Genomic DNA, 12,653 nt, shown 5'->3' with positions numbered 1-12,653 from the left:
ATTTGCAATCGAAAATTAAATATCAAATGAAAAAAATAGTAGCATTAGTAACTTTAGCAGTTTTAATTTTTTCTTGTTCTAACAAGAAACAAGGAAACATGCTTGTTCAAGGTCAAATTAAAGGATTAAAAAAAGGAACGTTATATCTTCAAAAAATGAATGATACAGTATTAGTTTCTATAGATTCTGTAAAATTATTAGGAGACGACACTTTTTTATTATCTGATAATGTTAAAGATCCAGTAATGTATTATTTAACCTTTGATGGAAATACAACTGAAAAACGAATTATGTTTTTTGGAGAAGAAGGAACTATAACTATTAATGATAAGATTGAACAATTTGGTTTTAACCCAGAAGTAACCGGTTCTAAAAATCAAGATATTATCAAGGAATTTAAGAAAATAGATGCTCGTTTCAAAAATCAGCGTTTAGATTTTATAAAACAAGATTTTGAAGCTAGAAAGGTTAATGATGAGGATAAAATAAAGCAACTAGAAGACGATTATAAAAGAATGATGCGTAAACGTTTCTTATTTACTGCGCAGTTTGCTAAGAACAATTCTGACAGTGAAGCTGCTCCTTATTTAGCGTTAACAGAACTTTTTGATGCTAATGTTAGATTATTAGACACCATAAATAACTCGCTTACTCCTAAAGTTAAGGCTTCTGATTACGGTAAACGTTTACAAAAGTTTATTAATGAAGTAAAGGCTAATGAAACTAAATAAGAAAATTCTAAAATAAGTTTAGAATAACATATATTTAAGCATAAAAATCCGCAACAAACAATGTTGCGGATTTTTTATATTTAATATCTATTTTTTTTAAGCTTGTCCAGTAGGTCCAAAATTCATTGGAATTGGAGGTTGTTCATAATCTTTAATTTCACCATTTTGTTGTTCAAACTTACGTACATTTTCAGCTAAAGCTTTGGCTAAACGTTTTGCATGTTGTGGTGTTAGTATTATTCTAGATTTGACTTTAGCCTTAGGAACTCCTGGCATTATATTAATAAAATCTACAATAAACTCAGATACAGAATGATTTATAATTGCTAAGTTACTATAAGTTCCTTCTGCAATTTCTTGTGGTAATTCTATATTTAATTGATTGTCTTGTTTTTTGTCTTCAGCCATAATAAAATGTTTATTTGTTTATTCGTGTAATTGTATGTTTACACACCTGTTTATCTGCTTTAAAATAAAAAAGTTGAATTGAATTGTGTAACAAGTTACCCAAAACAATTCAACTTTTAAATAGTTAAACGTATAACGTTTAATTATAAACTTTGTTCAATCTCGTCTTTAGGACCTACAATTAATTTATCGTAAGAACGCATACCTGTACCTGCTGGAATTCTCTTACCAACAATTACATTTTCTTTAAGACCTTCTAATGTATCTATTTTACCGTTTACAGCGGCTTCATTTAATACTTTAGTTGTCTCTTGGAAAGATGCCGCAGAGATAAACGATTTAGTTTGTAACGATGCTCTTGTAATACCTTGCAACACCTGTTCTGCTGTTGCTGGTTGTGCATCTCTTGCTACTACTAAACTCTTATCATTTCTACGTAAAATTGAATTTTCATCACGTAATTTACGTGCAGAAACTAATTGACCTTCTTTTAAGTTTTCAGAATCTCCTGCATCTTCAACAACTTTCATTCCGTAGATTGCATCGTTATCCTTGATAAAATCAATCTTATGAACCAATTGGTTTTCTAAGAATAATGTATCTCCAGAATCTATAATCTTAACTTTACGCATCATTTGACGTACTACTACCTCAAAGTGCTTGTCATTAATTTTTACACCTTGTAAACGATATACTTCTTGAATTTCGTTTACTAAATATTCTTGAACTGCTCCTGGTCCTTTGATCTTTAAAATATCAGAAGGAGTTGTTGCACCGTCAGAAAGTGGCATACCTGCTTTAATAAAATCGTTTTCTTGAACTAAGATTTGGTTAGATAGTTTTACTAAATACTTTCTAACGTCTTCAGTTTTAGACTCAACAATAATCTCACGATTACCACGCTTAATTTTACCAAATGATACTACACCATCTATTTCTGCAACTACAGCTGGATTAGAAGGATTACGTGCTTCAAATAATTCTGTTACACGAGGTAAACCTCCAGTAATATCTCCTGCTTTACCAGATTTTCTTGGTATTTTAACAAGTGTATGACCTGCAGGAACTTTATCTCCATCACTTACCATTAAGTGTGCACCTACTGGTAAACTGTAAGAACGTAATGCATTACCATCTTTATCTTCAATGATTAAAGAAGCAATAATCTTTTTGTTCTTAGAGTCTGTAATAATTTTTTCTTGGAAACCAGTTTGTTCATCAATTTCAACAGAGTAGTTCATACCTTGTTCTAAATTATCAAACTTAACATTACCTCCAAATTCAGAAACAATTACACCATTAAATGGATCCCATTGACAAACTGCATCTCCTTTTTTGATTGATTTTCTATCTTTATCAAAAATGTAAGAACCATAAGGAATAATATTAGTACTTAATGTAATTCCTGTTTTCTTGTCTTTAATCTTGATTTCCGCTGTTCTAGAAATAACAATTTCTACTTCGTTTCCATCATTATCTTTACCCATAACAGTTCTTAAATCTTCAATAGATACAGAACCATCATATTTAGCGATCAACTTGTTTTCTTCAGAAATGTTACCAGCAACACCACCAACGTGGAACGTTCTTAATGTTAACTGTGTACCAGGTTCTCCAATAGACTGTGCTGCAATTACACCAACTGCTTCACCAATTTGAACTGGGTTTCCAGTAGATAAAGATTGTCCATAACATTTACCACATATTCCGCGAGTAGCTTCACATGTTAAGGCAGAACGTACTTCTACTCTATCAATACCTAAACCTTGAATTTTCTTAGCTAAAGCATTTGTGATTAACTCACTTGCTGCTACAACTATGTCATCTGTACCTGGTGCAAAAACATCGTGTAATGCAACTCTACCTGTAATTCTATCACTTAAAGATTCAACGATTTCATCATTTTTCTTTAATGGAGTAACTTCTAAACCACGTAATGTTCCACAATCTTCAATATTAACAATAACGTCTTGAGAAACATCTACTAAACGACGTGTTAAATAACCTGCATCGGCTGTTTTTAATGCGGTATCGGCTAATCCTTTACGCGCACCGTGAGTTGAGATAAAGTATTCAAGAATTGATAATCCTTCCTTAAAGTTAGAAAGAATTGGATTCTCAATAATTTCTCCACCACCTGCAGTAGATTTTTTAGGTTTTGCCATTAATCCACGCATACCTGTTAACTGACGAATCTGTTCTTTAGATCCACGAGCTCCAGAATCAAGCATCATATATACTGAGTTGAAACCTTGTTGGTCTTCACGTAAATTTTTCATTGATAACTCAGTTAATCTGTTGTTGGTAGAACCCCAAACATCAATTACCTGATTATAACGCTCTTTTTGCGTTAACATACCCATGTTATAGTTTCCTACAATTGCATCTACCTCTGTACGAGCTTCATCAATCATAGATTGCTTTTCATCAGGAATAATAATATCCCCTAATGAGAATGATAAACCTCCTTGGAAGGCAAATTTATATCCCATATTCTTAATTTGGTCTAAGAAATCTCCTGTTGTAGGAATATCGGTAGCTCTTAAAATACCATCAATAATACCACGTAAGTTTTTCTTAGTTAATACCTCATTAATATATCCTGCTTTTTCTGGTACTTTTTCGTTAAATAATACACGTCCAACAGTAGTTTCAATAATTTTAGTTACTGATTCTCCGTTTTCATCGATATCTTTTGTTCTAACTTTTATACCTGCATTTAGGTCTACCATTTCTTCGTTAAAAGCAATGTTTACTTCCTCTGGAGAGTAGAATGTTAATCCTTCTCCTTTAATAGGAACTTCTTTTGTAGACTTTCTGTGCTTAGTCATATAATATAAACCAAGTACCATATCCTGAGAAGGTACCGTAATTGGAGCACCGTTTGCAGGGTTTAAGATATTATGAGAACCCAACATTAATAGTTGTGCTTCTAAAATAGCTTCTGGTCCTAAAGGTAAGTGAACCGCCATTTGATCTCCATCAAAATCGGCATTAAATGCAGAACACGCTAATGGGTGTAACTGTATTGCTTTACCTTCAATTAATTTTGGTTGGAATGCTTGAATACCAAGTCTGTGTAATGTAGGCGCACGGTTTAATAAAACTGGGTGTCCTTTAATTACATTTTCTAAAATATCCCAAACAACTGGTTCTTTTCTGTCTATAATTTTCTTTGCAGATTTTACAGTTTTTACAATTCCTCTTTCAATTAGTTTTCTAATTACAAAAGGCTTGTAAAGTTCTGCTGCCATATCTTTTGGGATACCACATTCTGAAAGCTTTAATTCTGGTCCAACAACAATTACAGAACGTGCTGAATAATCTACACGCTTACCAAGTAAGTTTTGACGGAAACGTCCTTGCTTACCTTTTAATGAATCTGATAAAGATTTTAATGGTCTGTTAGATTCTGTTTTTACTGCTGATGATTTACGTGTGTTATCAAATAATGAATCTACAGATTCTTGTAACATACGCTTTTCGTTACGTAAAATAACTTCTGGAGCTTTAATCTCCATTAATCTTTTTAAACGATTGTTACGTATAATTACTCTACGATATAAATCATTTAAATCTGAAGTTGCAAAACGACCTCCATCTAATGGAACTAATGGACGTAATTCTGGTGGTGTTACCGGAACTACTTTCATGATCATCCATTCTGGACGATTGTCTCTATTTTTCTGAGAATCTTTAAATGCTTCAACAACATTTAAACGTTTTAATGCTTCAGTTTTACGTTGTTTAGAAGTTTCTGTGTTTGCTTTATGACGTAATTCGTACGATAATGATTCTAAATCAATACGTGCTAATAAGTCAATTAAACATTCAGCTCCCATTTTAGCGATAAACTTATTTGGGTCAGAATCGTCTAAATATTGGTTTTCTTGTGGTAACTCGTCAGCAATATCTAAATATTCTTCTTCAGTTAAGAAATCCATTTTTTGTAATGGTTCTCCTTCTACGTTTTTAGCAATACCTGGTTGTATAACCACATAACGCTCGTAGTAGATTATCATATCTAATTTCTTAGACGGTAATCCTAAAAGGTAACCCATTTTGTTTGGTAACGAACGGAAATACCAGATATGAGCAACAGGAACCACTAAATTAATGTGTCCTACTCTATCTCTACGTACTTTCTTTTCTGTTACTTCTACACCACAACGATCACAAACAATTCCTTTATAACGGATTCTTTTGTATTTACCACAAGCACATTCATAATCCTTAACAGGACCAAAAATACGCTCACAGAATAAACCGTCTCTTTCTGGTTTATGTGTACGATAGTTGATAGTTTCTGGTTTTAAAACTTCTCCTTTAGAAATCTCTAAGATTGCTTCTGGAGATGATAAACCAATTGAAATTTTATTAAACTTTTTTACAGTGTACTTTTCGTTTCTTCTTGCCATAATGGATGGTCAAATTTTAAATTGAAAGTCTCTAACGAGACAAATATTGAAAAAATGATTTGTCGTTGGATACATAAATATCCAACGACGCTTCACTGTTTATTACTCTTCTAACTTAACGTCTAATCCAAGACCTTTAAGTTCGTGCATTAATACATTGAACGATTCTGGTAAACCTGGTTCTGGCATAGTTTCACCTTTAACAATACTTTCGTATGTTTTAGCTCTACCCATTACATCATCAGATTTTACAGTTAAGATTTCTCTTAAGATCGCAGACGCTCCATATGCTTCTAATGCCCATACTTCCATCTCTCCAAAACGTTGACCACCAAATTGTGCTTTACCACCTAATGGTTGTTGTGTAATTAATGAATATGGTCCAATAGAACGCGCATGCATTTTATCTTCAATCATGTGTCCTAACTTAATCATATAAATGATACCAACTGTTGCTGGTTGATCGAAACGTTTTCCTGTTCCTCCATCATATAAGTAAGTATGTCCAAATCTTGGTACACCTGCTGTATCTGTAATCTCATTGATTTGATCTAAAGATGCTCCATCAAAAATTGGTGTTGCATATTTAGTTCCTAATTTTTGACCTGCCCATCCAAGAACAGTTTCATAAATCTGACCAATATTCATACGAGATGGTACACCTAATGGATTTAATACAATATCTACTGGAGTTCCGTCTTCTAAGAAAGGCATATCTTCAGCTCTTACAATACGAGCAACAATACCTTTATTTCCGTGACGTCCTGCCATTTTATCACCTACTTTTAATTTACGTTTTTTAGCAACATAAATTTTAGCTAGTTTTAAAATACCTGCTGGTAACTCATCTCCTACAGAAATTGTAAATTTCTTTCTACGTAAAACACCTTGTAAATCGTTTACTTTAATTTTGTAGTTATGAACTAATTCTACTACTAAACTATTTAACGTTTTATCTGTTGTCCATGTACCTGTTAAGTGTGCATAATCTTCAACGGAATTTAACATTTTTAAAGTAAATTTCTTTCCTTTTGGAAGTACTTCTTCACCTAAATCGTTAAAAATTCCTTGAGATGTTTTACCATTAACAAGAGAAAATAACTTATCAATTAAACGGTTTTGTAAATCTTCAAACTTAGATACAAATGAAGATTCTAAAGCTAAAATAGCTTCTTTATCTCTTGCTCTTTTTTGTTTATCTTTTACTGCACGTCTAAATAATTTTTTATCAATTACTACACCTCTTAATGATGGAGAAGCTTTTAAAGATGCATCTTTTACATCTCCTGCTTTATCACCAAAAATTGCGCGTAATAATTTTTCTTCTGGAGTTGGATCAGATTCACCTTTTGGAGTAATTTTCCCGATAAGGATATCTCCTGGCTTCACTTCTGCTCCAATTCTAATCATTCCATTTTCATCTAAATCTTTTGTAGCTTCTTCAGAAACGTTAGGAATATCATTAGTTAGTTCTTCAACTCCTAATTTTGTATCTCTTACGTCTAAAGAATACTCATCAATATGAATAGATGTAAATATATCTTCACGAACTACTTTTTCAGAAATTACAATTGCATCCTCAAAGTTATACCCTTTCCAAGGCATAAAGGCTACTTTCATATTTCTTCCTAAAGCTAATTCTCCTTTTTGTGTTGCATAACCTTCACAAAGAACTTGTCCTTCAGTAACTCTATCACCTTTTTGTACAATTGGCTTTAAGTTAATGTTAGTTCCTTGGTTTGTTTTTCTGAACTTAATTAAGTTATAAGAAACTTCATCAGTATCAAAACTAACCATACGTTCGTCATCAGATCTATCATACTTAATAGTAATGATATTTGCATCTACATACTCTACAACACCTGCTCCTTCTGCATTGATTAAGATACGAGAATCTTTTGCAACTCTACGTTCTAAACCTGTTCCTACAATTGGAGATTCTGGTCTTAATAATGGTACTGCTTGACGCATCATGTTAGATCCCATTAATGCTCTATTGGCATCATCATGTTCCAAGAATGGAATTAACGATGCTGATATAGATGCAATTTGGTTTGGTGCAACGTCCATATAGTTAATTGCTTCTGGAGTTTCTACTGGGAAATCTCCTTCTTCACGTGCAATAACTCTGTCTGCTGTAAATTTACCATCTTTATCTAAGTCTAAATTAGATTGGGCAATTTTCATACCTTCTTCTTCTTCAGCTGATAAATATATTGGATCTTGATCTAAAACTTTACCTTCTTCTACTTTCTTATATGGAGTTTCAATAAATCCTAAATTGTTAACCTTAGCAAATACTGCTAATGAAGAAATTAAACCAATATTTGGTCCCTCTGGTGTTTCAATTGGACATAATCTTCCATAGTGTGTATAGTGAACATCACGTACCTCAAATCCTGCTCTTTCTCTTGATAAACCTCCAGGTCCTAGTGCAGATAAACGACGCTTATGCGTAATTTCTGCTAAAGGATTGGTTTGATCCATAAATTGAGAAAGCTGGTTTGTTCCAAAAAATGAATTAATTACTGAAGATAATGTCTTCGCGTTAATTAAGTCAATTGGAGTAAACACTTCGTTGTCACGTACATTCATACGCTCACGAATTGTTCTAGCCATACGTGCTAAACCAACACCAAACTGTCCTGCTAACTGCTCTCCAACTGTTCTTACACGACGGTTAGATAAGTGATCAATATCATCTACCTCAGCCTTAGAATTGATTAACTCAATTAAATACTTAATAATAGTAATGATATCGTTCTTAGTTAACACCTTTTGGTCTATAGGTTCGTTTAACTGTAACTTTGTATTCATTCTAAAACGCCCTACTTCACCTAAGTTGTAACGTTGCTCTGAGAAGAATAATTTATCAATAATTCCTCTTGCAGTTTCCTCATCTGGCGGCTCAGCATTACGTAATTGTCTATAGATATGTTCAACAGCTTCTTTTTCAGAATTTGTTGGATCTTTTTGTAATGTATTATGAATAATAGCATAATCTGCCATTTCTGTATCCTCTTTATGTAAAAGGATAGTTTTAGAACCAGATTCTATTATTTCATCAATATGTTCTTTATCTAAAATAGTATCACGATCAAAAACAATTTCGTTACGTTCAATAGATACAACTTCTCCTGTATCTTCATCAACGAAATCTTCATGCCAAGTTTTTAAAACTCTTGCAGCAAGTTTACGTCCTAATACTTTCTTTAATCCAGCTTTAGAAACTTTAACTTCTTCTGCTAAATCAAAAATTTCTAATATATCTTTATCTCTTTCAAAACCAATGGCTCTGAATAATGTTGTTACCGGTAACTTCTTTTTTCTATCAATATAAGCATACATTACTTGATTGATATCAGTAGCAAATTCTATCCAAGATCCTTTAAAAGGAATTACTCTTGCAGAATATAATTTAGTTCCATTTGCATGGAAAGATTGCCCAAAGAATACACCTGGTGAACGGTGTAGTTGCGATACTACAACTCTTTCTGCACCATTGATAACGAATGTACCAGAGTTAGTCATATAAGGAATTGTCCCTAAATATACGTCTTGTACAATGGTTTCAAAGTCTTCGTGTTCAGGGTCGGTACAGTATAATTTTAAACGTGCCTTTAGAGGTACGCTATGTGTTAAACCACGCTCTATACATTCTTGAATGCTATATCTTGGTGGATCTACAAAGTAATCTAAGAATTCTAAAACAAATTGATTACGTGTATCTGTAATTGGAAAGTTATCCATGAAGGTTTTATATAAACCTTCTTCACCTCTTTCATCAGCTTTAGTTTGTAATTGGAAAAAATCTTGAAAAGATTTTACTTGAATATCCAAAAAATTTGGATAATCAGTTCCTAGCTTTGAAGATGCGAAATTGATTCTTTCAGTTGTATTTATCGTTGCCAAAAGAGAAACTATTTTTAAATTAAAAATAAATTTTTCGAAGTCATTAAGACCTCACTTGCAATTTTTAATTGCCTCAACCGATTGTTAATCAGCTTATTATAGACGTCAAATCACAATTAAAAAATTGCGATAAAAAATAAGACGAATATATACACAAAATGGTTTAGGACTAAAGAGTTAACCCTTTAGTACCTAAACCTTTATTGTTATTTCCCGTGTAAAACTCGGGATAAAAAGATTACTTAAGCTCTACTTCTGCTCCAGCTTCTTCTAAAGATTTTTTAAGACCTTCAGCCTCATCTTTAGATACTCCTTCTTTTACTGCTGCTGGTGCGCTATCTACGATACCTTTAGCTTCTTTAAGACCTAAACCAGTTAATTCTTTAACTAATTTTACAACTGCTAATTTAGAACCACCTGCTGCTTTTAATATAACATCAAATTCAGTTTGCTCATCAGCTGCGTCTCCGCCTCCTGCTGCTGGTCCTGCTACAGCTACTGCTGCTGCTGCTGGCTCAATACCGTACTCTTCTTTTAAAATATCAGCTAATTCGTTAACGTCTTTTACTGATAAGTTAACTAACTGTTCTGCGAAATCTTTTAAATCTGCCATTTTAATTGTTTTTAAAAATTCTTTTATTATTATAGTTTATTTGTGCGCGTAATTATTTTTCTGATAATGTCTTTAAGATACCAGATAATTTACTTCCTCCTGATTGTAACGCTGAAATAACGTTCTTAGCAGGCGATTGTAATAATGAGATAATATCTCCAATAAGTTCTTCTTTAGACTTAATATTTACAAGAGTTTCTAATTGGTCATCTCCAATATAAATAGACTCTTCTGCAAACGCTCCTTTTAATAAAGGGCGGTCTTTAGATTTTTTTCTGAACTCTTTGATTAACTTTGCTGGTGCGTTAGACGCCTCAGAAATCATCATTGAAGTATTTCCTTTCAATACCGTAGGTAAATCTCCGAAATCTTTATCAGAAGCTTCCATTGCTTTTGCAAGCAATGTGTTCTTTACAACAGCCAATTGTACGTTAGCTTTAAAACAAGCTCTACGTAAGTTAGATGTAGTTGCTGCATCTAACCCAGAAATATCTGCTAAATAGATTGTATTAGTATCTGCTAATCTTGCTGTTAAATCTTGTATTACTTGTGATTTTTCTTCTCTAGTCATGATATACTTATTTTAACTGCCTTATGAAACAGATTTTACATCTACAGCTACACTTGGACTCATAGTAGAAGACATAAATACGCTCTTAATATAAGTTCCTTTTGAAGCTGTTGGCTTTAATTTTATAATAGTTTGTAGTAATTCGTTTGCATTGTCTGCAATCTTATCTGCTCCAAACGACGCTTTACCAATTGCAGCGTGAATAATACCTGTTTTATCAACTTTAAAGTCAATTTTACCAGCTTTCACTTCTTTTACTGCTTTAGCAACGTCCATAGTTACAGTACCTGTTTTTGGGTTTGGCATTAGACCACGAGGTCCTAATACACGTCCTAAAGGACCTAATTTACCCATAACGCTAGGCATTGTAATAATAACGTCTACGTCTGTCCATCCTCCTTTAATTTTCTGAAGGTATTCATCTAATCCTACAAAGTCAGCTCCTGCTTCTTTAGCTTCAGCTTCTTTGTCTGGTGTTACTAATGCAAGCACTTTTACATCTTTACCTGTTCCGTGTGGTAGTGTTACAACTCCACGAACCATTTGATTTGCTTTACGAGGATCTACTCCTAAACGTATTGCTAAATCTACAGATGCATCAAACTTTACAGTAGTAATTTCTTTGATTAAAGCAGAAGCTGCATTTAAATCGTAAGACTGATTAGCGTCTACTTTTGCGTAAGCTACTTTTTGCTTTTTTGTTAATCTTGCCATTTTACTAATTTTTAATAAAGTTTATGCTGGTGCATTACCTTTAACAGTTAATCCCATAGAGCGAGCTGTTCCTGCAATCATACGCATTGCTGAAGAAATTTCAAAGGCATTTAAATCTACCATTTTGTCTTCTGCAATAACTTTAATCTGATCCCAAGTAACACTTGCTACTTTTTTCCTGTTTGGTTCTCCTGAACCCTTTTTAATTTTGGCCGCTTCTAATAACTGTACTGCTGCGGGTGGTGTTTTAACCACAAAGTCGAAAGACTTATCCTTATAAACATTAATAGCAACTGGTAATACTTTACCTTGCTTATCTTGTGTTCTAGCATTAAACTGCTTACAGAACTCCATAATGTTTACTCCAGCAGCACCTAAAGCGGGTCCAACCGGCGGCGATGGATTCGCTGCGCCTCCCCTTACTTGTAATTTAACTACTTTGCTTAGCTCTTTTGCCATTTTTAAAAATTTAATGATGTGTTTTTGAGTGGAAGCTTAAAAACGCATCGTTATATATAATTGTGTAACACTTATATTTTTTCTACTTGCATATAACTCAATTCTAATGGAGTTTTTCTTCCGAAAATCTTAACCATTACTTCAAGTTTACGCTTCTCTTCATTTACATTCTCAATAGTTCCATCAAAACCATTAAATGGTCCATCAACAACTTTTACAGTTTCTCCAACTGTATATGGAATTGCAACATTTTCATCTTGTACAGATAACTCATCTACTTTACCAAGCATTCTGTTAACTTCAGATTTACGCATTGGTACTGGTTCTCCTCCTTTTGTTTCACCTAAAAAACCAATAACTCCCGTTATTCCTTTTATTACGTGAGGAACTTCTCCAGATAGATTTGCTTCTACCATAATATATCCTGGAAAATAAACACGCTCTTTGTGTATTTTTTTCCCATCTCGGATTTGTATTACTTTTTCTTTAGGAACAAGTACTTGACTTACATAATCTGAAAGACCTAAACGAGAAATTTCAGTTTCAATATAAGCTTGTACTTTATTCTCTTGTCCACCAATGGCTCTTACAACATACCATTTCATTACTGAATCAGTTGCCATAATTAAATTGATTTAAACATTCCAAAAAAGTTATCTAACCCTGTTTGAAAAACAAAATCAATCGCTGCTACTGCTAATGCAAATAATATTGTAAATACAGCTACAGTTACCGTTGATTTTTGAGCTTCTTCTTTAGAAACCCAAGTCATGTGATTACTTAATTCTTCAAAAGAATCTTTGATATATTGTGTTATATTCATCTTA

Annotated in this window: 10 protein-coding genes; 1 reads left to right on the top strand and 9 read right to left on the bottom strand. The window is 33.0% G+C overall.

The genetic code is table 11. The annotated features are described in order from the left end of the window. Positions 1-26: 26 nt before the first annotated feature. On the top strand, positions 27-731 hold the full coding sequence (locus L1S33_RS11835) for a DUF4369 domain-containing protein (RefSeq protein ID WP_240562476.1): 705 nt from the start codon (positions 27-29) through the stop codon (positions 729-731). 96 nt (positions 732-827) lie between these two features. Here L1S33_RS11835 and L1S33_RS11830 read toward each other — a convergent pair whose 3' ends face one another. The 9 genes from L1S33_RS11830 to secE all read right to left on the bottom strand — a co-directional run bounded on the left by L1S33_RS11830 (position 828) and on the right by secE (position 12,649). Next, positions 828-1,139 carry a DUF3467 domain-containing protein gene (locus L1S33_RS11830; RefSeq protein WP_072555282.1) on the bottom strand — a complete coding sequence of 104 codons (312 nt, stop codon included), beginning with the start codon at positions 1,137-1,139 and terminating at the stop codon, positions 828-830. A 143-nt stretch (positions 1,140-1,282) separates the two neighbouring features. Next, positions 1,283-5,557, bottom strand: coding sequence for a DNA-directed RNA polymerase subunit beta' (rpoC, locus tag L1S33_RS11825; protein WP_240551862.1), 4,275 nt, complete (start codon positions 5,555-5,557; stop codon positions 1,283-1,285). Between the two features lie 102 nt (positions 5,558-5,659). Then, positions 5,660-9,469, bottom strand: a complete 3,810-nt coding sequence (rpoB, locus tag L1S33_RS11820; protein WP_240562475.1) for a DNA-directed RNA polymerase subunit beta — start codon at positions 9,467-9,469, stop codon at positions 5,660-5,662. Between the two features lie 238 nt (positions 9,470-9,707). Further along, positions 9,708-10,082 (bottom strand): 50S ribosomal protein L7/L12, encoded by a 375-nt coding sequence (gene rplL / locus L1S33_RS11815; RefSeq protein WP_240562474.1) that lies wholly within the window; start codon positions 10,080-10,082, stop codon positions 9,708-9,710. A 52-nt stretch (positions 10,083-10,134) separates the two neighbouring features. Next, positions 10,135-10,653, bottom strand: a complete 519-nt coding sequence (gene rplJ, locus L1S33_RS11810; RefSeq protein WP_240562473.1) for a 50S ribosomal protein L10 — start codon at positions 10,651-10,653, stop codon at positions 10,135-10,137. Positions 10,654-10,674: 21 nt separating this feature from the next. Then, entirely contained in the window at positions 10,675-11,367 is a 693-nt protein-coding gene (rplA, locus tag L1S33_RS11805; RefSeq protein WP_072555287.1) for a 50S ribosomal protein L1, read from the bottom strand. 21 nt (positions 11,368-11,388) lie between these two features. Next, complete coding sequence (gene rplK / locus L1S33_RS11800) at positions 11,389-11,826, bottom strand: 50S ribosomal protein L11 (RefSeq protein ID WP_072555288.1); 438 nt, start codon at positions 11,824-11,826, stop codon at positions 11,389-11,391. A 71-nt stretch (positions 11,827-11,897) separates the two neighbouring features. Beyond that, complete coding sequence (gene nusG, locus L1S33_RS11795; RefSeq protein WP_240551858.1) at positions 11,898-12,449, bottom strand: transcription termination/antitermination protein NusG; 552 nt, start codon at positions 12,447-12,449, stop codon at positions 11,898-11,900. 2 nt (positions 12,450-12,451) lie between these two features. Further along, positions 12,452-12,649, bottom strand: coding sequence for a preprotein translocase subunit SecE (gene secE, locus L1S33_RS11790; RefSeq protein WP_072555290.1), 198 nt, complete (start codon positions 12,647-12,649; stop codon positions 12,452-12,454). Positions 12,650-12,653 lie beyond the last annotated feature (4 nt).

Origin of the sequence: Tenacibaculum aquimarinum, assembly GCF_022478115.1 — a bacterium.
Taxonomy (GTDB): Bacteria; Bacteroidota; Bacteroidia; order Flavobacteriales; family Flavobacteriaceae; genus Polaribacter; species Polaribacter aquimarinum_A.
Note: the sequence above shows the minus strand (reverse complement) of the source record. Positions and strands in the feature narration are given on the sequence as shown.